Raw genomic sequence first — 20,599 nt, 5'->3', positions numbered from 1 at the left:
CAGGTGCGTACCGCTGAGTCAAACCGACGCGCAGACGACGACCACCCTTCTGGTTCCGCGCGAAAGAGCTGCTCATGTCTACTCCGGCCACCCTGACCCCGCCCGCCGCCGTCCCGCACCTGCGGGCCCTGCGTGCGGTGGGCAGCCCCTCCGAGGACCGCCGGCACCCGGTGCCCGTGGTCCCCGCCGCACCGCCGGCGCCCACCCCGGACCTGCTGGGCGCACTGCCGCCCGGTGCCACCGTGGTCGCCGCCCTTCCGCAATCCGCGCTGCCGCAGGGCCTGTTGGCCCAGTACGGCGCCCAGCTCGGCACCCAGTTCGCCGGCTACCTGGTGCTGGTGCCGGCCGAGGCCGGGGCGTCCGCCGCCGCCGTGCCCGCCGCTGCGGTGGCGCCGAACCCGGCCACCGCGCCCGTGGGGCCCGCCGCACCCGTGGCCGAGGCCCGGGCGAACCGCGGCATCGCCGTCGACCTGGACCGGCGCAACGCCTACGTGGACGGCGAGTTGCTCGACCTCACCTACCTGGAGTTCGAGCTGCTGGCGCACCTGACCCAGTACCCGCACCGGGTGCACACCCGGGACCACCTGGTCACCGCGGTCTGGGGCTACGGCCACGTCGGCGACGGCCGCACCGTCGACGTCCATGTCGCCCGGCTGCGGCGCAAGTTGGGCGCGGCGCACCGGGCCAGCATCGTGACGGTCCGTCGGGTCGGCTACAAGTACGCTCCCAGCGCGCGCAGCTGACCATTCGTCATCCCGGGTCCGGTTCCTGAGCGGCAGGAGCCGGACCCGTCGCCGTGCCGGCCCGGGCCGGCCGCTGCTCCGGCGCCAGCAGCAGCACCTGGAGCGCCGCGGCGCAGCCGTGCGCCTCGCGCAGCACGTCCGCCAGCCGCTCGGCGGGCAGTGAGTGCGGGGTGCCGCGCACCGCGAGGGCGAACCTGGCCTGCCCGGCGGCGTCCAGCACCGGCACCGCCAGGCTGCGCACCCCGACGGCCGACTCGCCGTCGTTGACCGCGTGCCCGGCGGCCCGCACCCGCGCCAACTCGGCCTCCAGCAGGCTCCGTTCGGTGATCGTCCGATCGGTGAAGGCGGTCAGCTCGGGCGCCTCGGCCGCCGGCTCGGCGGTCGGCCCGGGCCAGGCCAGCAGCACCTTGCCGAGCGCGGTGGAGTGCAGCGGGCGGCGCAGGCCGAGCCCGGTGTCCGGGCGCACCGAGTCGCCGACCAGGATCAGCGCGTGCGCCCCGCTGCGGATCGCCAGGTCGGCGGTGCCGCCGGTGCGCCGGGCCAGCACCGCCAACTCCGGCCCGGCCAGGTGGAGTCCGCGCTGGTGGAAGCTGAGCTGGCCGAGCTCGGCGACGGCCGGGCCGAGCCGGTAGCGGGTGGTCAGCCGGTCCTGCTCCAGGAAGTCCATGCTCACCAGGGTGCGGGCCAGCCGGTGCGCGGTGGAGACGGTCAGGCCGGTGCGGCGGGCCAGGTCGGAGGCGCTGAGGTCCGGCCCGTTGTCCTGGAAGCAGTGCAGCAGGCCGAGCGCGCGCTGCACGGCCTGGGCGCCGGCCGGTGCGCTGCGGGCGGTGACGTCGGTCATGTTCCCAGGATATGGGAGCTGGTGCTGCGTGAATGTGTCAGCAGCGTTGCACTGCCGTGGCGTTGATGAACAATCGCTCCCACCATGTGGCATGGCTTGCCCTGGGCGCTCGCGCCGTGGAACGCTCGGCGCACCGCACCGCACCGCACATGGGACGACGAAAGGAGCAGCGCCGTGAACCCCACCGCCGCTGCCCGTCCGGTGCGCCGCTGTCGCCGTCGCCTTCGCCGTCACGGCGCCCGCGTTCCGCGCTGACCCCCGCCTCGCCGGTCCCACTCCCGCGAGCCACCTTCGCCCCCGTGCCGAAAGGCCTGCTCCGCCATGCCCGACACCCTCTGGTTCACCCGCTGCCCCGTCCCGACCGCCACCGGCATCGCCGCCGACCGCGGCACCCTGGCCGCCGAGTTCGCCCCCGACGGGATCGCCGTCCGCTCCCTCCAGGACCTGCCCGCCGAGCTGGCCGGCGACCACCACTACACCCACGCCCTGCCCGGCCTGTTCCGCGAGGGCGGCAACGTGCCCGCGCTGTGGGCCCGTTCGCGCGGCGAGCGGACCAGGCTGATCGGCCTGACCTGGATCGAGGAGCGCCAGGTGGTGCTGGTCCGGGCGGGCAGCGGACTGCGCGGCCCCGGCGCGCTGCGCGGCCTGCGGCTGGCGATCCCGCGCCATGAGATCGCCATCGACTTCTGGCGGGCGATGGCGCTGGCGGGCTTCACCGGCGCGCTCTCGCCGGCCGGCCTCACCCTGGCCGACGCCCGCCCCACCGAGGTGCCGGCCCCGCCCGGCGCCGCGCAGTGGAGCGCCGAACTCGCCGCGCTGCGCGACGGCCGGGTGGACGCCGTCTACGCCAAGGGCGCGCTGGCCGTCGAGGCGGCCGCCGCGTACGGCGCCGAGGTCGCCGTCGAGCTGGACCGGGTGGCGGACCGCCGCACCCGGGTCAACAACGGCACCCCTCGGCCGGTGACGGTCCATCAGGACCTGCTCGACGAGTCGCCCGAGCTGGTGGTCCGCTTCCTGGCCCGACTGGTGGAGGCCGCCGACTGGGCCGCCGCCAACCCCGCCGAGGTGTCCCGGATCCTGGCCACCGAGACCGGCGCCGGACCCACCGGCGTGGCCGGGGCCTACGCCGCCGGCGGCCACCGCACCCTGCACCTCGACCTCTCCCCGGACCGCCTCGACCTGCTCGCCCAGCAGGAGCGACTGCTGCGCGCGCACGGCTTCCTGGCCGCGCCCGTCGCCGTCGCCGACTGGGCCGACCCCGAACCACTGCGGGCCGCCCGCGCCCTGGCCGACCGTGCCGTGGTCGACCCTGCCCCGGCCGACCGTGCCGTGGTCGACCCTGCCCCGGCCGACCGTGCCGACGGGCCTGCCTGAACGCCCCGCTGAACCCTGGAGCTCCGCCATGCACACCGCCAAAGCCGCCCTCGCCGCCCTGCTCGCCCTCACCGCGCTGACCGCCTGCTCCTCCTCGACCGCCGCCGCGCCCGGCGCGGGCGCCGCCGCCACGGTGACCGTGCGGATCCCCGACCCCGGCAACTCCGGCGTGCTGGCGCTCGGCAAGAAGGACGGCTCGCTGGCGAAGGCGCTGGCCGCCGTGCACGCCAAGGTCGCCTGGACCGGCAGCGTCGGCCCGTTCGCGCCCGCCGCCCAGGAGCTGAACGCCGCTCAACTGGACGTGGCGCAAGGCTCGATCACCTCCGCCGTCACCGCGCTGGCCGTCAAGCCCGGCTTCAAGCTGTTCGCCGCCACCGAGCCCGACCCGGTCGGCGAGGGCATCCTGGTCAAGGACGGCTCGCTGATCACCTCGGTCAAGGACCTGGTCGGCAAGAAGGTCGCCGTCAACCAGGGCGGCACCGGCGAGTACCTGCTGCTGCGGGCGCTGGCCGAGGCCGGCGTCGCGCCGGACCAGGTGCAGCGGGTCTACCTGCGGCCCGACCAGTCCGCGCCGGTCTTCAACTCCGGCCAGGTGGACGCCTGGGCCACCTGGAGCAGCTACGCGATCTCCGCGCTGGCCGACTCCGGCGCGCACTTCCTGGCCAACGGCAAGGCGCTCGGCTCGGACAACTACAGCGTCTGGGCGGTCCGCACCGCCTTCGCCGAGCAGCACCCCGACGTCACCCGGGCGCTCTACCAGTACCTGCACGACGGCGACGCCAAGGCCAAGGCCGACCCGGCCGGCTACCTCAACGTCTTCACCGACGCCGGCCCGCAGGCCGTCACCGGCAAGAAGGAGCAGATCAGCGTCGACTTCGGCAAGCAGGCCGGAGTGGACCAGCCGATCGACGACGCGGTGGCCGCCCGGTTCGACCAGGTCGCCGCCTTCTACGCCGCGCAGCGGATCACCAAGGAGCAGGTGGCGATCCGGCCCAGCCTGCTGGACGTCGACTCGCTGCCGGGCGGCACCCGATGAGCCTGGTCACGCCCCGGGTGCGGCTGCCCCGGCCGCGCCCGCGCGGGGTCTCGCTCGCGCTGCGGGCGCTCGGCCCGCTGGCCCTGCTCGGCCTGTGGAGCGCCGCCTCGGCGACCGGTGCGCTCACCCCGGACGTGCTGGCCTCGCCGGCCGCCGTGCTGCGCGCGGTCGGCGAGCTGTGGGGGAGCGGGCAGTTGGGCGACGCGCTGGCCGTCTCGCTCACCCGATCCGGGCTCGGCCTGCTCTTCGGGCTGACCGCCGGCCTGCTGCTCGGCACCCTCACCGGGCTCTCCCGGCTCGGCGAGGAACTGCTGGACTCGCCGATGCAGGTGCTGCGCACCGTGCCGTTCCTGGCCCTGGTGCCGCTGTTCATGGTCTGGTTCGGGATCAACGAGACCGCCAAGGTGGTGATCATCGCCGTCGCCACCACCTTCCCGATGTACGTCAACACCGCGCAGGGCGTGCGCAACACCGACCGCAAGCTGCTCGAAGCGGTCCGCTCCTTCGGGCTCGGCCGGATCGCGCTGGTCCGCGAGGTGGTGCTGCCCGCCGCGCTGCCCTCGCTGCTGGCCGGCCTGCGGCTGTCCATGACGCTCAGCGTGATCGCGCTGATCGCCGCCGAGGAGATCAACTCCACCGCCGGGATCGGCTACCTGATGACCCAGGCGCAGAACTACGCCCGCACCGACATCCTGGCCGTCTGCATCCTGGTCTACGGACTGCTCGGGCTGCTGGCCGACCTGCTGGTCCGGCTGCTGGAGCGGGTGCTGATGCCCTGGCGCGCGGCAGGGGGCAGCCGATGACCTCCGCCGTGCAACTCGCCGGACTGCGACGTGAGTTCAACGGCCGGGCGGTGCTGGACGGGATCGACCTGGAGCTGGCCCGCGGCGAGTTCCTGGCGCTGCTCGGGGCCAGCGGCACCGGCAAGACCACGCTGCTGCGGATCCTCGGCGCCCTCGACCGGCCGGACGCCGGCACCGTGCTGGTGCCGCGGGCCCGCACCATCGTCTTCCAGGAGCCCCGACTGGTGCCCTCCAAGCGGGTGCTGGCCAATGTGCTGATCGGCCTGGAGCGCGGACCACAGAGCGAACTGACGGGCCGTCGGGCGCTTGCCGAGGTCGGCCTGGAGCGGCACGCGGACGCCTGGCCCGGCACCCTGTCCGGTGGCGAGGCGCAGCGCGTCGCGCTCGCCCGGGCACTCGTCCGCAAGCCCGAACTGCTGCTGCTGGACGAGCCGTTCGCCGCCCTGGATGCGCTCACCCGGCTGCGCATGCAGGACCTGGTGGGCGAGCTGTGCCGCAAGCACCGGCCCGCCGTGCTGCTGGTCACCCACGATGTGGACGAGGCGGTCCGGCTCGCCGACCGGGTGGCCGTGCTGCGCGAGGGCCGACTGGTCCGCGACGAGCGGGTCGCCGTGGCCCGGCCGCGCGATCCGGCCGACCCCGACTTCGCGGCGCTGCGCCGCCGCCTGCTGAACGATCTCGGTGTGCCCAGTGCCGCCGCCTCTCTCGAAGGAGCCGTCGAATGACCATCACCCTGGGCATCCACCGGAGCAACCCCTCGCTCTACTTCCTCTCCCGACTCGACTACCTGGACGAGGAGTTGGCCAAGATCGGCGAGCAGGGCCGGTTCCACCACTACACCGACGGGACCCGCACCGGCGAGCTGCTCGCCCAGGGCGTGATCGACCTCGGCGGCACCGGCTCGACCCCGCCGGTCACCGCCCAGGCGGCCGGCCACGACCTCGTCTACACCGCCGTCTCGGCGCCCCGCCCGGAGCACGGCGCGCTGCTGGTCCGGGCCGACGGGCCGGTCCGGCGGATCGCGGACCTCAAAGGCACCACCGTGGTGCTGGCCGTCGGCTCCTGGCAGACCCACCTGCTGGCCAAGGCGCTGCACGCCGCCGGGCTGAGCTACCGGGACTCGATCACCGCCGAGCGGCCCTCGGGCGACGAGGCCGAGCGGCTGCGCTCCGGGGCCATCGCCGGCTGGGTGGCCCAGGGCGCCGAGCTCGAAGCCGTCCGGCACACCGGCGAGTTCCGCGTCCTGGTGCCGACCGGCGAGGTGATCAGCGACCGCTCGGTCTTCTTCGCCCGCCGCGAGTTCGCCGCAGGGCGCCCGGAGGCGGTGGCGGCCGTGACCGCCGCGCTGGCCCGGGCCGACCACTGGGTGGCCGAGCACCTGGACGAGGCCGCCGCGCTCGCCGCCGCCGACCAGGGCGGCGAACTCGCCGACCACCGCGCCGCGCTGGCCGCGCTGCCCTGGCGGTTGGAGCCGGTGACCGAGGAGTTCATCGCCGAGCAGCAGGAGGCCGCCGACATCTTCCACCAGGCCGGCTTCATCGAGCGCCCGGTCGTCGTCCGCGACGCCTTCCTGGGGGCCTGAGATGGCGAGCGAGTTCCTCTGGTACCTGATCCCCCGTGAGGGCGCCTACCCGTGGGAGCCGGCCGGCCGCCGGCCCGTGGACCTCGGCTACCTCCAGCAACTGGCGGCCAGCACCGAGCGGTTGGGCTTCTCCGGCGCCCTGCTGGCGACCGACCTGTACGACGTCTGGACGCTCGGCAGCGCGGTCGCCGCCGCCACCGGGCCCGGCTTCCAGCCGCTGCTCGCGGTCCACCCCGGGCTGGTCTCGCCCACCCTGCTGGCCAAGATGGCGCTCAGCTTCGAGCACCTGCACGGCCCCCGGCTGCGGTTCAACGTGGTCAACGGCTCCACCGCCCAGCTGCGCGAGTACGGCCTGGACGTCGAGCACGACGACCGGTACCGGCTGAGCGCCGAGTACTGGAACCTGGTCAAGCGCCTGACCCGTGGTGAAGTCTTCGACCACGAGGGCGAGTTCTACCGGCTGGCGAACGCCGGGGCGAGCCTGCGCGAGCTCACCCCCAAGCGGGACGGCCACATCCCGCTCTGGTTCGGCGGCTCCTCCGCGGCCGGCATCGAGATGGCCGCCGAGCACGTGGACGTCTACCTCACCTGGGGCGAACCGCCGCTGCTGCTCAAGGAGAAGCTGGCCCGGGTGCGCGAGCGGGCCGCCGCGCACGGCCGGACCCTGCGGATCGGCCTGCGGCTGCACCTGATCGTCCGGGACACCGAGGAGCAGGCCTGGGCCGCCGCCGACCGGCTGCTCGACGTCACCAGCGAGCAGACCTACGCCCGCCAGCTCGGCGGCCGGGCCGACGAGGACGGGGTCGGCTGGCAGCGGCAGTTCCGCCAGCACGGCGGCCGGGTGCCCAAGCGCGCCCGGGAGCTGGAGAGTTCGCCGAACCTCTGGCCGGGGATGAGCCTGTTCCGCCCGGGCCCGGGCACCGCCGTGGTCGGCAGCACCGCCCAGGTGATCGAGCGGCTGAGGGAGTTCGAGCAGCTGGGCGTGGACACCTTCATCCTCTCCGGCAACCCGCTGCTGGAGGAGGCCCACCGGGTGGCCGAGACCGTGCTGCCCGCACTGCGCGGCTGACCACCCGGCGGCCGGGCCCGCTGCCCGCGGCGGGCCCGGCACACGGTCGAGCGATCAGGCGATCAGGCGGTCAGCCGGTCGATCTCGGCGAGCTCCTCGGCGGTCAGCGGACCGGCCGCCAGCGCGTCCAGGTTCTGGTCCAGCTGGCGCACGCTGCTCGCGCCGATGATCACCGAGACCACGCGCGGGTCGCGCAGCACCCAGGCCAGCGCCAGCTGCGCCAGCGACTGCCCGCGCTGCTCGGCCACCTTGTTCAGCGCCCGCAGCAGCTCCAGCTTGGCCGGGGTGAGCGCCTCCTGCTTGAGGAAGTGGCCCACCGACATCCGCGATCCGGCCGGCACCTCGCCGCTCAGGTAGCGGTCGGTCAGCAGGCCCTGGGCCAGCGGGGAGTAAGCGATCAGACTGGTCTGCGTGTCACCTACCGCGTCCAGCACGCCCGCCCGCTCGGGGCGGCGGTCCAGGATCGAGTAGGCGCTCTGGTTGAGCAGCACCGGCGTGCCGAGCTCGCGCAGGATCGCGACCGCCTCGCGGTGCTGCTCGGCCGGGTAGTTCGAGATCGCCGCGTACAGCGCCTTGCCCTGGCGCACCGCGCTCGCCAGCGCGCCCATGGTCTCCTCCAGGGGAGTCTCGGGGTCGTAGCGGTGCGAGTAGAAGACGTCCACGTAGTCCAGGCCCATCCGGCCCAGCGACTGGTCCAGGCTGGCCAGCAGGTACTTGCGGCTGCCGCCGTCACCGTACGGGCCGGGCCACATGTCGTAGCCGGCCTTGCTGGCGATGAACAGCTCGTCCCGGTACGGCCGGAAGTCCTGGGCGAAGAGCGTGCCGAAGTTCTTCTCCGCCGAGCCGTACGGCGGGCCGTAGTTGTTGGCCAGGTCGAAGTGGTTCACGCCGCGGTCGAAGGCCCGGCGCAGCACCGCGCGCTGGACCTCCAAGGGCTGGGTGTCGCCGAAGTTGTGCCACAGGCCGAGCGAGACGGCGGGCAGCTGCACGCCGCTGCGTCCGGCGCGGCGGTAGGTCATCGAGGCGTAGCGGGAGTCGGCCGCGAGGTAGGTCATGACGGTCATCCTGCCACTTCGGCACTGAACGGTGGGGCCTGCGCGGGAGCGATTCACGCACGCAAATTCGCCATGCACAGGACACATTAGAGGGGAAAGGGAGGCGGCTGGGTCGCGCGGCGGCACAGGGGGGGTGTGCGGGTCATCGATTTGTCCGAATTGGCGGCGGAATTACCGGAAACCCCGGCCCGGGGCGGCCATTTGTGGATTGCCGAGTGAACACGTGCAGCAATACTCTGCTTGCCAACTGCCATCATTGCGGCAGTCACGTCCGTTCCGAGGCCCCGTCAGACCCGTGGCAAAGCAGCCCGGTCTGCGGCGAATCGGACATTTCCCAGGTCAATGGCAAAGAGATTGTCAAGAGACATGCCCTCGCCTTTGCCGGGACCGACCACGAAAAGGATTCCCCAAGTGGCCAACCCTGGCCTTAGAAACGGTGCGGCGCGCCAGGTCCGCCGACGCCGGCTGGCGCTGGTGGCAGCGCTGACCTCGGTCCTGGCGGGGGCGAGCTTCCCCGCACTGGCCGCCCCGTCGTCCCCCGCCGGCACCGGCAGCAGTGCGGCTGCCGCGCCCGTCACGCCCACGCAGGCGGCGGTGGCGCAGGCGAAGAAGACCGGCAAGCCGGTGACGGTGGACGCGTTGACGACGGAGACGTCGTTGACGGTGGCGAACCCCGACGGTTCGTTCACCAATACCCAGAACGTCCTCCCGACCCGGGTGAAGCGGGGCGGTTCGTGGGCCGGTGTCGATGCGACGCTGGCGAAGAACGGTGACGGTTCGTTCTCGCCGAAGGTGGCGGCCTCGGGTGTGACGCTGTCGGGCGGCGGCAGCGCCCCGCTGGTGGCGCTGACGGACCCGGCGGGTCACAAGCTGGCGCTGTCGCTGCCGTTCGCGCTGCCGGTGCCGAGTGTCAACGGCGACACGGCGACGTACGCGAACGTGCTGCCGGGGGTCGACCTGCAGGCGACGGTCACCGACCAGGGCGCGTTCCACGAGGTCCTGGTGGTGCACGACGCGAAGGCCGCGGCGAACCCGCAGCTGAAGACGCTGCGCCTGGCCATCAACAGCAACGGCCTGAGCACCGCGGCCGACGGCGCCGGCAACGTGACGGCGAAGGCCGCTGACGGCACGGCAGCCTTCACGGCGCCCGCCCCGGTGATGTGGGACTCGGCCAGCGCTCCGGCGACCGCTCCGGCGGCCGCACCGGCCGCGCCGCAGAGCGCGGTGGACCCGGCCACGCAGCCGGTCTCGACCAAGGACGGTCCGGGCCACGGCGCGCACATCGCCAAGATCGCGGTCCAGGCGGACAACAGCGGTCTGACGCTGGCGCCCGACGCGGGCCAGCTCGCCGGCAACGACGTCGTGTACCCCGAGTACATCGACCCGAGCTGGCAGCCGGCGCCCACGGGCACCACGAACCACTACACCGAGGTCAAGGAAGGCTGCGCCACCCAGGGCCTGTACGACAACGCGCAGGAGAACGGCGAGGGCGTCGGCTACCAGCAGTACGACTCCAACTGCTTCGGCCTCTACCGCAGCTACTACGAGATCAACACCAGTGCGCTGACCAGCAACATGGTGATCCAGAACTCGAAGCTGTACCTCGCCGAGACCTACGGCGCCGACCACACCTGCTCCGACACCTGGGGCATCGGCCTCAACCTGACCGGCGGCATCAGCGGCGGCACCTCCTGGAACAACCAGCCCGCCACCGTCACCGGTGAGGGCCAGCAGAACATCGCCACCGCCTACGGCAGCTGCGGCAACCAGCAGGCGATCTTCGACGTCACCGGCACCATCAACCAGTACCACGGCAGTTACAGCAACCTGACGTTCGGGATCTACGGCAACGAGGCCAAGTACGGGACCAACTACGGGTTCATGCGCTTCAGCACCAACCCGGTGCTGCAGACCACGTACGACATCCTGCCGAACATGCCGGACTCGCTGAGCATCAACGGCAACAGCGGCTACTGCAACGGCGGTTCGCCGCAGTGGGTCGGCATGACGACCGTCAACGGCAACGCGTCCAACATCACGCTCTCCGCGCACCTGAGCACCAACATGCCGGGCGCCATCCTGCAGGGCGGCTCGCAGCTGCTGGACAACATGACCAACAACGGCAGCGGCGGGTCCTACACCGTCGGCTGGCCGGCCAGCTCGGGCTGGATCGGCACGAACGGCAACGTGAACATCCCGTTCCCGGTCGCCGCCTCCGACGGCCACCAGTACAGCTGGCAGGTCTGGGCCACCGACGGCCTGATGGCCGGTCCGAAGGCCAACCCCTGCACGTTCAACGTCGACCTGACCCCGCCGAGCATCGCGACCTTCACCCCGTCGGCGCAGTACCCGCCGCTGGGCAGCGGCATCACGCCGAACGCGTACGCGGGCAGCGGGACCGTCAACATCCAGGTCTCCAGCACCGACCAGGCCCCGACCGGCTGCAACCTGAACCCGTGCGTCAAGAGCGGCGTCGCCAAGTTCCTCTGGTCGCTGGACCAGAACAACCCGGTCAGCGGCGGCAACGCGATCAACGTGACCGCGGACGCCAACGGCACCGCGACCGCGAGCATCCCGGTCAACCTGTCCACCAACCAGTGGGGCACCCACACGCTCTACGTGCAGGCCGTGGACGCCGCGGGCAACACCCAGGCCACCGTCGCGCAGTACAGCTTCTACGCGCCGTGGAACCCCGCGGCCAAGGCCGTCGCGGGTGACCTGAACGGTGACGGCATCCCCGACACCATCATCCCCGACCCGTCCAACAACGGGAACCTGACGCTCATTCCGGGCGGCAAGGACATGGCCGCCGCCCCGCTGGTCGCGTCCACCCAGGCGCAGAGCCCGGACGCCACCAGCTGGAACAACTACCTGGTCACGCACCGGGGTTCGCAGAGCCAGTCGACCCTGGACGACATCTGGGCGTACCAGACCAAGACCCACCAGATGTACCTGTACCGCAACGACGGCACGACCATCGGCGGCGGCGTCGCCGGTCAGTTCACCAAGTCCCAGGACGTCCTGACGGTGGGCCGGCCCGCGATCGCCTCGTCCTGCACCAGCACGGACTGCGCGAGCTACGGCACCGACTGGTCCGGTGTGACCCAGATGGTGGCACCGGGTGCGTACTCCAACGCGCCTGGCTGGGCGGGTGCGGGTGTCACCCCGTACGCGGACCTGATCACGGTCGAGAACGGCAAGCTCTGGTACTACACCGGCAGCGCACGGAGCGGTTCGAACCTCGGCAACGCCTACCTGATCGGTGCTCAGGGCACCAACTGGTCCAACGTCACCCTGATCGCCCCCGGCAGCGTCGGCGCCCAGGTCGCGAACGGCACCGAGTCCGGCGGCACGCCCACCCTGTGGGCCCGTGACAACGCCACCGGCGCGATCACCAGCTACCCGCTGACCTTCGACACCAACGGCCTGCCGAGCATGAGCCTCACGCCGCCCGGCCGGGCCGCGCTCAGCTCCGCGCTGACCGACACCAGCGGCAACCGCCTCTGCCTGGACGACAACGCGGGCAGCACCGCCAACGGCAACAAGATCCAGGTCTGGGACTGCAACAACAGCAACCCGCAGACCATCACCTACGGTGCGGACAACACCCTGCACGTCATGGGCAAGTGCGTGGACGTCCAGGCGGGCGGCACCGCCAACGGCACGCCCGTCCAGCTCTACCAGTGCAACAACACCGGCTCGCAGCAGTGGGTCCCCGGCCCGTTCCCCGGTGACCTGAAGAACCCGCAGTCCGGCCGCTGCCTGGGCGACCCGTCCTCCAGCCAGACCCAGGGCACCCAGCTGATCCTCTGGGACTGCGAGGGCGGCAACGAGCAGCAGTGGGCCGGCGCCAACAACAGCGTGCTGCCCACCCAGTCGACGGTCCTGCCGCTCGGCCTGGGCCAGACCGACTGGCCGACCGTCACCTCTCCCGGTGACGTCACCGGCGACGGCAACCCGGACCTGTACGCGATCAGCGGCAGCAACCAGATCGTCGCCTACGCCGGCGCCGCACCCAACGCCGCGGGCCTCGCCCAGTTCGCCGGCGCCACCTCGATGGGCACCGCGAACACCCCGGTCACCACGTCGCTGCACAGCAACGCGAACACCGCCAAGTGCGTGGACAACCGCTACGGCGGCACCGGCGACGGCAACCCGATCGTCATCTGGGACTGCGCCCCCGGCGGCAGCACGCAGTCGTGGAACTTCAACACCGACGGGACCATCCGGATCTCCGGCAAGTGCCTGGCCGCCTCCGCCGCCGGCACCACCAACGGCACCCCGGCCATCCTGTGGACCTGCAACGCCGGTGCCACCGAGCAGCAGTGGACGCTCGGCTCCGACAACCAGCTGCACAACGTGCACTCCGGCCTCTGCCTGGAGGTCAACGGCTGGAACACCACCAACGGCCAGCAGCTCGACACCTGGAGCTGCGGCGGCGGTGGCAACTCCACCTGGACGCTGGGCCACTGAGCCCGGTGGCCCGCCGCTAGCGGCGGGCGCCTGAACGCAGTGGAGGCGGTCTCCCGGGAAACCGGGAGGCCGCCTCCACTGCTGTGCACATCCTGCCGGGAGTCGAGTGGTTCTGCTCGGATGCGATGCGATGCGCTGACGCCAGGTCAGGAATTGCTCAAACTGAAACAGGTTGGCCCCGGACGAATTTCCGTCCGGGGCCGATCAGTATCAGGCGATGGTCCGTCAGATCCCGTGGAATACGGTGTCCAGCAGGATGATCCCGATCACCAGCGGGAACAGCACCTGGGCCGACACGCGATTGACCGCCTTCTGTTCCTCCGGGGTCCTGCCCTTGCTGTCGGAGGTGATCTTGGCCAGGTTGTCGCGCTGGCCGAGCGATCCGATGGCCAGGGACAATCCGGCGATGAAGAGCATGGCGAGGATGTGCCGCCCGGAACTACCGCGGGCCAGGCCGAGGAAAGCCCCGACACCGATGCCCACGACCCCTGCCCCGACCATGGCGGGACGCGCTCGATCGGGCATCGACCGCCAGAGCAGCAAACACCCGCCCAGCCATGCCAGGAGCGCCACGGCCATTACGACGGGCGTGGGAACGCCGGCCAGATCGATCATTCAAAGCACCTAACTTCCCTGGCGGAATCTTCATGCGACCGGCGACAGAATCGAGGGTGGGGGTGCTCGATCTACGAGCACCCCCACCCTCGCACTGCTTTAGCCTTCGAGGTATCCGGTCAGTGCACCGTACGGACTGTCCCGGTAGAAGGATGCGCCGGACTGATTGTAGTCCGGAACCGAAGTGCCGGGATAGCCGTTAATAGCACCATTAACGCCCATGGTGCTCACGGCCTTGGCGACCCCGGAGTAGAGCTTCACTCCGGACTCACTGCGGTAGAAGCCGTTCGCCCGGGACGCGGCCACCTGTGCGGCGGCCTTGTCGCCGGCGAGTTCGCTGAGCTTGCTGAGCGGCGAGGTGTACATACCGTCGAGCTTGCCCAGGACGTCGAACTTGCCCAGGATCCCGATCTTGCCGAACCCGCCCGTGGCCACGCCCAGCGCCACGGCCCCCAGGCCGTTGACCGCGTCCTTCCAGTCGCCCGTGCTCGCGTAGAGGCCCGCGCTCAGCAGACCCGTGGCGACGGAGAGGCCGCCGGCGAGTTCACCGATTCCGGGCACCCAACTGATGTAGCCCAAGCCCGTGCTGACGTCACCGGAGATCTGCGCGACCTTGGTGGCGGCCTTCTTGAGTCCGCACACGCTGAGGAAGTTGCAGCTGTTCTTCTTCCTGTCCGCAGCCGCCTGTGCGGCTGCCTGGGCCTCCTTGGCCTTGGCGTGGTTGTCCATCTGGGTGATGTCGGTGTAAACACCCTGACCGTCGGTGGACTGTTCGCCCTGGTTCGCGTTCAGCGCGTCCAGCGCGGCCTGCTCGCAGGCGTTGCTGGTGCAGGAGAGCGCGTAGCGGCTGAAGTTGTCCTGGTCGTTCTGCAGGTTCTGGATCTCCTCGGAGAGGCCCACCTGGCAGCTGTAGGTGTTGCAGTCCTCCGGGGTCATGTAGCTGTAGCTGTCACCCTGCGACGGCGGCGCACCGCAGGGGCTGTCGCCGTTCTGCCCGCACTCCGAGCGCTCCCCGGTCGGGTCGCTCATCGTCGTGGGGTTGTCGGAGGCGTAGGTGTAGCCGCCCATCTGGTTCGAGTCGCCGAGCTCGAAGATCGGGTCGGCGGTGAGGAAGCGGCCGATCGTCGGGTCGTACTGGCGGGCGCCGAGCAGGTCGAGGCCGCTGCCCGGGTCGGCCGGTTGTCCGAGGTAGCCGTGGTTGTCGGCCCAGCTGCCGGGGACGCCTCCGCGCGTGTTGCCGTACGGGTCGTAGGCGCGGCGGGTGACCGCCAGGGTCTTGCTGTCGACCTCAAGCTGCGAGGTGTGCTGCGGGTTGCTCGGCAGGTAGGTCACCGTGCCGGTGCTGGACCGCAGGATCACGGTGCCGTCCGGGTTGGTGTAGTAGCGCAGACCGCTGACGGTGGAACCGGTCATGGTCAGCTGCTCGGCGCCGCCGAACAGGTAGAGCGTGGTGGTGTTGGTGCCGTGCTGGACCAGCAGCGAACCGTCCGCGTCGTAGAGGTAGGACGACTTCTGCGAGTTGCTGCTGCCCTGCTGGGTGGTGACCGATGCCGTCTTGCCCTCGGCGTCGTAGGTGAACGTCTGGGTGGACGGGCTGGGACCGGCGACGGTGCGCTTGGTGGTGTTGCCCGCAGTGTCGAAGTTCGTGGTCAGCGTGCTGGTGCCGCTGGTCGGGTTGCTGGTGGTGATGGTGCCCGCGGTGTTGGGCTGGGCCGCGGCGGTGGTGCCTCCTCCGGGGTAGCTGCTGGTCTGGGTGGTGTCGTTGGCGGTGTTGCCGGTGACGTCGTGCTGGACCAGCTGGGTCCGGTCACCGAGCAGGTCGTAGCTGTACGACTGCCAGTACGGCGCCGGGCCGCCGATCGCCGCCGGCGCGGGCGAGCCGCTGTTGCAGTGCGCCAGCTGACCGGCCGTCGGCGAGGTCTGGCCCGCCGTGTCGGTCCAGGCGGTGGTCAGGCGGTCCAGGCCGTCGTACTGGAAGCACTGGGTGTCGAAGGCCTGGTCGGTGCCGCCGGAGGACTGCAGCTCGCTCGTCGTGGTGAGGTTGCCCGACTGGTCGTACCCGTAGGTGGTCGACGAGATCGGGTTGGTGCTGGCCGGCTGGATGCTGTCCCGGTTGGTGGTCAGGCGGCCGGTGGCGTCGTCGTAGGTCTGCGCGGTGCGCAGCTGCTTGCCGAGCACGCCGTAGGTCGACTGCTCGACCTGGCCCAGCGGGCTGTAGGAGGCCACGTCCAGGTAGGGCGTGAACATCGTGCCGGTGGAGACCAGGCCGCCCTGCAGGTTGTACCCGTAGCCGACGTCCTCGGACGGCAGGCCGCCCTCGGTCCCGAAGATGGTGTCCGAGAGGAGGCCGACGGTGGGGGTGTACTTGGAGGTGGTGCTGTAGCTGCCGGCCAGCTTGCCCTCGGCCGCCGGGATGGTGACCGTGGTGCCGGTGGGCTGGTAGGCCGTGTTGTAGCCGGACACCGCCTGCGTGTAGGCGCTGCCCGTGGAGCCCGATCCGCCGACGTAGCGGGTCGAGGCGGTCGGGTAGCCCTTGACCAGGGAGTCGTAGGTCCAGCCCGCGAGCTGCTGGGTCTGGTCGGTGGTGTTGGTGCCCGCGTACTCCCCGGTCTTCCGGTCGAGCGCGTCGTAGGTGTAGGACAGCGTCTGGTTGCGGCCGTCGGTGGTGCTGGCCACGTTGCCGAGCTGGTCGTAGGTCGTGCTGGAGCTCCCGGCGTCCGGGTCGCTCTGGGAGACCCGCTGCCCCAGCACGTTGTACTGGTAGCTCCAGTTGTTGCCCGCGGTGTCGGCGACCGTGGCCACCTTGCCCGCGGAGGTGTAGGTGTAACGGGTCGTCACGTCACCGGTGCCGCTGCCGCCGTGCGAGACGGTGGACGTGGTGCGGCCCAGCGCGTCGGTGAAGGTCGACGTCGGGGTGGCGCCCTGCGGCGGCGTCGTGTCGGTCTCGTCGGCGCCCGGGTAGGCGACGGTGGAGGTCCAGAGCGGCGACGCCTTGGAGTACAGGGTCTGCTTGACGCCGCGTCCCATCCCGTCGTAGCCGTACACCGTCTCGGACGGAAGGCTGTTCTCCGTCTCCACGAACAGCGTGGTGGACGGCGCCGTCGTGGTGTCCGAGTAGGCCGGGACGGTGCTGTACTTCCAGCCGTGGCTGTCGTAGTGGGTCGACGAGATCAGGCGCCCCGCGCTGTTGTCCGCCGTGGTCGCCTGCGTCTGACGCTGGTTCAGGAACCCGTCGTAGATGGAGACGCTGACGGCGTAGGAGCCGTCCTCGCGCAGGGTCTGCGTGGTGACGGTCGACGGGTCGGGGTTCGAACCGGCGCCGTGCACCGCGTAGCTGAAGGTCTGGTCGGCGGTCTGGGTGGCCTTGTTGCGGCCGGGCAGCCAGACGCCGGTGCGGCGGCCCAGCGCGTCGTAGACCGCGTCGGTCACCCGCCCGTTGACGTCCACCAGGTGCAGCGGCAGCCCGCGGGTCGGCGCGAACGTCGTGGTGCTCGCCCAGCCGAGTGCGTTGGTCACCGTGGTCGCGGTGGGCAGGGTGCCGGTGGCCGGGGTGTAGGCGGTCGTCGTGGCGTTGCCCGCCGCGTCGAGCTGCTTGGTCGGCCGGCCGTACTGGTCGAAGGTGGTGGCGCCGTCGGTCTGGTAGACCGCGTTGCCGGAGCCGTCGTAGGACTTCAGCGACTGGGTGGCGGTCACGTAGCCGTCGTTGCCGAGCTGGCCGAGCGGCGGAAGGCTGGTGATGCTGCCGTTGCCGTCGTAGTAGGTGCGCTTGTCACTGACGGTGGTGCCGGCGCCCGGGGTGGTGCCGCAGCCGCCGGAGACGGCCAGCACCTCGCTCGGGTAGGCGAGCATCATCGGGTTGGACGCCGGGGGAGTGGCGTACGTGGTGGTGGTGCAGACCTCCTGCGAGGGCACCGAGACGTCGCCCTTGGCGTCGACCTGCGAGATCCGGCCCAGGCTGTCGTACGTGGTGTCGGTCTCGGTGGTCCGCCAGCTGCCGTTGGCCAGCAGCGACTGCTTGCGCTGGGTGCTGCTCTGCTTCCGCAGGGCCTGGAGGTCCGGCAGGGTGGAGAGGGTGGCCGGTGCCGGGGTCTTGGCGGTCCAGGCGGTGCGCGGGCTGTCCGCGGTGACGGTGAAGGCCTCCGCCGTGGTCAGCTGCTTGCCGGTGATCGAGCCGCCGGCCTGGTTGTAGGTGTCCGTCTCCTGGACCGTGTCGGCCAGCCAGTTGCTGTCGGTGACGGCGTTGCCGTTGGAGTCGGCCAGGCTGACCGAGCGCTTGCTGCCGTCCTGCTTGTAGTCGCCGTCCATGCCCTGGAAGTAGGACGTGGTGGTCTGGGTGATCGGGTCCGGTGCCGCGCCGGTGGTGACCGTGACGGTGCGGAAGCCGCGGAACTGGTCCCAGGTGCGGTACTGGTCGTCCGCCAGGTCCGAGTCGTTGCGGTGCCAGGCCGGGCCGCTGTAGCTGTAGTTGGTGATCTTCGCCGGGGAGCCGGCCTTGGTCGCGTCGTTGTCCGAGACCTGCGAGACCACCGTCTTCTGGAACCAGTCCGCGATCGGCGCGGACCCGCCCGGGGTGGTCCAGTACGCCTGGTAGCAGGCCATGGTGTCGCTGTCCGCGGACGACGGCATGTGGTTGTTCACCCGCGAGCACTCCGGGGCCCGGTAGGTGACCGCGATGGACTCACCGGACTCGGTCTGGATGCTGGAGATCCGCGGGTGGAACAGCGGCGGGGCGGGCGGCGAGGAGCCGTCGACCCGGTTGTCCATCTCGGTGCCGGTGAAGGTGATCGGGTCCATCGTGACGGTCCCGCTGCCGCCCGCGCTGGTGTCCTGCGCGGTGCGCTGGATCTGCGAGAGCCACATCATCGACTGGAGCGAGCCGGCGTCGGCCGGGTCGACCGTCTTGCCGGTCACCGGGTCCACGGTGGCGCCCGCGTTGGAGAACACGTGGGTCAGGTTGTACGTGTCCACCGGCTGCCAGGAGCCGCCGTTCTTGACCGAGGTCGCGATCGAGCTCAGCCGGTAGGTGGACCAGAAGGACGGCGCGCTGATCTGGCAGACGTTGCTGCCGGTGCCCGAGGTCGCCATGCCCTGGGTGCAGCTGAGGTCGTACGGGGTGTCCGGCCAGTTGCTCGCCGTCGAGGCGGAGAGGTTGGAGGCCTGACAGGTCGTCGGGTCCGTGGTGCAGCGCTGGGCGGTGTTGAAGACGATCTTCGCGGCCGGGTCGTGGCCCGCCTGCTCGTCGGCCAGCTTGTAGCCGTAGGAGATCTGCTGCAGGTAGCCGCCGCGGGTGTAGGCGATCATCGAGCCGCCGTTGCCGTTGGACTGGCCGGCGCCCATGTTGTACCAGTTGGTCTCGTTCGCCCAGTCGTAGCGCTGCACGTTGCCGTGCGGGTCGACCACGAAGTCCAGGTTGAACCGCCAGCCCGGCTCGGCCGAGCACTGGGAGCTGTTGCCCTGGGCGGAGTTGTAGCACGGGTCGCCGGACTTGGGCATGTAGACCGGCACGCCCCAGGCCGAGTTGGTGGCCGGGTCCGAGGTGGTGCCGGGGGAGTGGTTCAGGCCCAGGTAGTACTGGGTGCCGTCAGTGGTCGTGACCTTCCAGTACTCGCCGTTCCACAGGCCGTTCGACGCACCGGACAGGTCCTCGACCTTGGTGCTGTCGTCACCCTGGAGGTGGTACTGGCCGTTGCTGTCGCGCACGAGCTGGCCGCTGTGCGAGCCGAGCGACAGCGTGGCGTTGTAGCCCGCCCAGCACTCGTCGGCGGAGCCGGTGATCCCGTCGGCGCTGCAGGCCTTGTAGGAGCGGGTGATGGAGCCGGGGGTGTAGTCCCAGCCGTCACCGATCCAGGAGGACTGCGAGTTGCGCGAGGAGTTCTCGCCGTCGACCGACTGGGAGTTGTAGCCCAGCGCGACCGAGGGCGCCGAACCGCCGAGCGCGGAGGGCGCCGAGATCGGCACGTTGTAGGTGAACGCGCCCGAGGCGGACTGCGACCACGCGCCGGAGGCCGACAGCGGGGCGGCGGTGTAGTCGCCCTGCGAGCCGGAGGTGCCGGAGACCGCGGCGACCGCGGTGCCGGAGCTTGCCGCGATGTCGGTCGCCGCCGTCGCCGCGCCGGCCCGGGCCAGCGCGTCGGAGACGACGCCGTGACCGGTCAGCGCGGCGTTCTGGGTGCTGCCGCCCGGCAGGTCGACGGTCGCGGTCAGCTTCTTGCCCAGCTGGTCGTTCTTCGTCGTCAGCGGGGTCTGGGTGCGGCACTCGGCCAGCTGGGGCGTGGTCAGCGCACAGGCCGGCATCGCCACCAGGTGCAGGCGCGAAGACCAACCCCCGCCGTACGCCTGGGAGATGGCGGAGTAGTCGACCGAGAGCGACACCTTGCCGCCGGCCGCCGCGCCGTCGGCCCGGGACAGGCCCACCAGCACGCCGTCGACGTTGGCGGCCTGGGCCGCCGTGTGGTCCGCGGTCTGCACCCGCACCGACCCCGGCGAGTCGGGGTTCGCGGCGCCGTCGGTGGCCGCGGCCGCCCGCACCGCCTCGGCGCTCGGCTGGACCGCCGCCACGGACACCGGCGACGAGGCGACCGCAGCCGCCCCGGTCACCGGGACGGTCACGGTGCTGGTCGAGCCGGCCGGCCACTTCGGCGCGGCGGTCGGGGCCTTCTCCAGCGCCCGTGAACCGGGCGGCACCGGGGCCGGCTTGACCGTGCCCTTGCCGCCGACCGGGTGCCCCTGCACCTTCGGCTGGGCCGGCAGCGGATCGGCCGTCCAGGTCTTGCCCTTGTACTGGTACCCGCCGACCACCGTCGTGCTGGCGGCGGCCATCGGCACGACCAGGGCAAGCGCTGCCAAGGTCATGCCGGCTGTCACCGTTCCCCGCCCCAGGACTCTGGAGCGGGAACGGCTACTGAACCATGGTCGTGGACTCACGACACAATCCCCCACAAGTTTGAACATCATCTCTATGACTAGCCCTCATTTGAGGCTCGCCGAACGATATTGATGCCAATCACC

12 protein-coding genes are annotated in these 20,599 nt (G+C 71.4%); 8 read left to right on the top strand and 4 right to left on the bottom strand.

Annotated elements, in window-relative coordinates; all coding sequences use genetic code 11:
- Positions 1-74: 74 nt before the first annotated feature.
- Complete coding sequence (locus FHX73_RS01705; protein WP_145902907.1) at positions 75-743, top strand: winged helix-turn-helix domain-containing protein; 669 nt, start codon at positions 75-77, stop codon at positions 741-743.
- 7 nt (positions 744-750) lie between these two features.
- Here FHX73_RS01705 and FHX73_RS01700 read toward each other — a convergent pair whose 3' ends face one another.
- Positions 751-1,584, bottom strand: a complete 834-nt coding sequence (locus FHX73_RS01700; RefSeq protein WP_145902906.1) for an IclR family transcriptional regulator — start codon at positions 1,582-1,584, stop codon at positions 751-753.
- A gap of 321 nt (positions 1,585-1,905) precedes the next feature.
- Between FHX73_RS01700 and FHX73_RS01695 the strand changes: the two genes are divergently transcribed.
- The 6 genes from FHX73_RS01695 to FHX73_RS01670 are packed head-to-tail and all read left to right on the top strand — an operon-like array spanning position 1,906 to position 7,448.
- Positions 1,906-2,958 (top strand): substrate-binding domain-containing protein, encoded by a 1,053-nt coding sequence (locus FHX73_RS01695; RefSeq protein WP_246213299.1) that lies wholly within the window; start codon positions 1,906-1,908, stop codon positions 2,956-2,958.
- Between the two features lie 28 nt (positions 2,959-2,986).
- Positions 2,987-3,994 carry an NrtA/SsuA/CpmA family ABC transporter substrate-binding protein gene (locus FHX73_RS01690; RefSeq protein ID WP_145902905.1) on the top strand — a complete coding sequence of 336 codons (1,008 nt, stop codon included), beginning with the start codon at positions 2,987-2,989 and terminating at the stop codon, positions 3,992-3,994.
- On the top strand, positions 3,991-4,797 hold the full coding sequence (locus FHX73_RS01685) for an ABC transporter permease (protein ID WP_145902904.1): 807 nt from the start codon (positions 3,991-3,993) through the stop codon (positions 4,795-4,797). Before FHX73_RS01690 ends, FHX73_RS01685 begins: the two co-directional genes overlap by 4 nt.
- Complete coding sequence (locus tag FHX73_RS01680; RefSeq protein WP_145902903.1) at positions 4,794-5,522, top strand: ABC transporter ATP-binding protein; 729 nt, start codon at positions 4,794-4,796, stop codon at positions 5,520-5,522. Before FHX73_RS01685 ends, FHX73_RS01680 begins: the two co-directional genes overlap by 4 nt.
- A complete protein-coding gene (locus FHX73_RS01675; RefSeq protein ID WP_145902902.1) occupies positions 5,519-6,379 on the top strand; it encodes an ABC transporter substrate-binding protein in 861 nt (286 codons plus the stop codon). The genes FHX73_RS01680 and FHX73_RS01675 overlap by 4 nt, the downstream gene beginning before the upstream one ends.
- A gap of 1 nt (position 6,380) precedes the next feature.
- Entirely contained in the window at positions 6,381-7,448 is a 1,068-nt protein-coding gene (locus tag FHX73_RS01670; protein ID WP_145902901.1) for an LLM class flavin-dependent oxidoreductase, read from the top strand.
- Between the two features lie 62 nt (positions 7,449-7,510).
- Here the strand turns inward: FHX73_RS01670 and FHX73_RS01665 are convergent, their stop codons facing one another.
- Entirely contained in the window at positions 7,511-8,503 is a 993-nt protein-coding gene (locus tag FHX73_RS01665; protein WP_145902900.1) for an aldo/keto reductase, read from the bottom strand.
- A 474-nt stretch (positions 8,504-8,977) separates the two neighbouring features.
- Here FHX73_RS01665 and FHX73_RS01660 point away from each other — a divergent pair, with 474 nt between their 5' ends.
- Positions 8,978-12,976 (top strand): ricin-type beta-trefoil lectin domain protein, encoded by a 3,999-nt coding sequence (locus tag FHX73_RS01660; protein WP_145902899.1) that lies wholly within the window; start codon positions 8,978-8,980, stop codon positions 12,974-12,976.
- A 225-nt stretch (positions 12,977-13,201) separates the two neighbouring features.
- Here the strand turns inward: FHX73_RS01660 and FHX73_RS01655 are convergent, their stop codons facing one another.
- Both FHX73_RS01655 and FHX73_RS01650 read right to left on the bottom strand, forming a co-directional pair.
- Positions 13,202-13,591, bottom strand: a complete 390-nt coding sequence (locus FHX73_RS01655; RefSeq protein WP_145902898.1) for a hypothetical protein — start codon at positions 13,589-13,591, stop codon at positions 13,202-13,204.
- A gap of 99 nt (positions 13,592-13,690) precedes the next feature.
- Entirely contained in the window at positions 13,691-20,443 is a 6,753-nt protein-coding gene (locus FHX73_RS01650) for an RHS repeat-associated core domain-containing protein (protein WP_145902897.1), read from the bottom strand.
- Positions 20,444-20,599 lie beyond the last annotated feature (156 nt).

Source organism: Kitasatospora viridis (genome assembly GCF_007829815.1).
In the GTDB taxonomy this organism is placed as follows: Bacteria; Actinomycetota; Actinomycetes; order Streptomycetales; family Streptomycetaceae; genus Kitasatospora; species Kitasatospora viridis.
The sequence above is the reverse complement of the archived record's forward strand: the minus strand, read 5'-3'. Positions and strand labels throughout refer to the sequence as shown.

Bases quoted from the DNA above. Each gene is read 5' to 3' on its own strand.
- FHX73_RS01670 (WP_145902901.1), top strand. From the start codon at position 6,381: ATGGCGAGCGAGTTCCTCTGGTACCTGATCCCCCGTGAGGGCGCCTAC.
- FHX73_RS01665 (WP_145902900.1), bottom strand. From the start codon at position 8,503: ATGACCTACCTCGCGGCCGACTCCCGCTACGCCTCGATGACCTACCGC.
- FHX73_RS01695 (WP_246213299.1), top strand. From the start codon at position 1,906: ATGCCCGACACCCTCTGGTTCACCCGCTGCCCCGTCCCGACCGCCACC.
- FHX73_RS01705 (WP_145902907.1), top strand. From the start codon at position 75: ATGTCTACTCCGGCCACCCTGACCCCGCCCGCCGCCGTCCCGCACCTG.
- FHX73_RS01655 (WP_145902898.1), bottom strand. From the start codon at position 13,591: ATGATCGATCTGGCCGGCGTTCCCACGCCCGTCGTAATGGCCGTGGCG.
- FHX73_RS01650 (WP_145902897.1), bottom strand. From the start codon at position 20,443: ATGACCTTGGCAGCGCTTGCCCTGGTCGTGCCGATGGCCGCCGCCAGC.
- FHX73_RS01680 (WP_145902903.1), top strand. From the start codon at position 4,794: ATGACCTCCGCCGTGCAACTCGCCGGACTGCGACGTGAGTTCAACGGC.
- FHX73_RS01700 (WP_145902906.1), bottom strand. From the start codon at position 1,584: ATGACCGACGTCACCGCCCGCAGCGCACCGGCCGGCGCCCAGGCCGTG.
- FHX73_RS01685 (WP_145902904.1), top strand. From the start codon at position 3,991: ATGAGCCTGGTCACGCCCCGGGTGCGGCTGCCCCGGCCGCGCCCGCGC.
- FHX73_RS01690 (WP_145902905.1), top strand. From the start codon at position 2,987: ATGCACACCGCCAAAGCCGCCCTCGCCGCCCTGCTCGCCCTCACCGCG.
- FHX73_RS01675 (WP_145902902.1), top strand. From the start codon at position 5,519: ATGACCATCACCCTGGGCATCCACCGGAGCAACCCCTCGCTCTACTTC.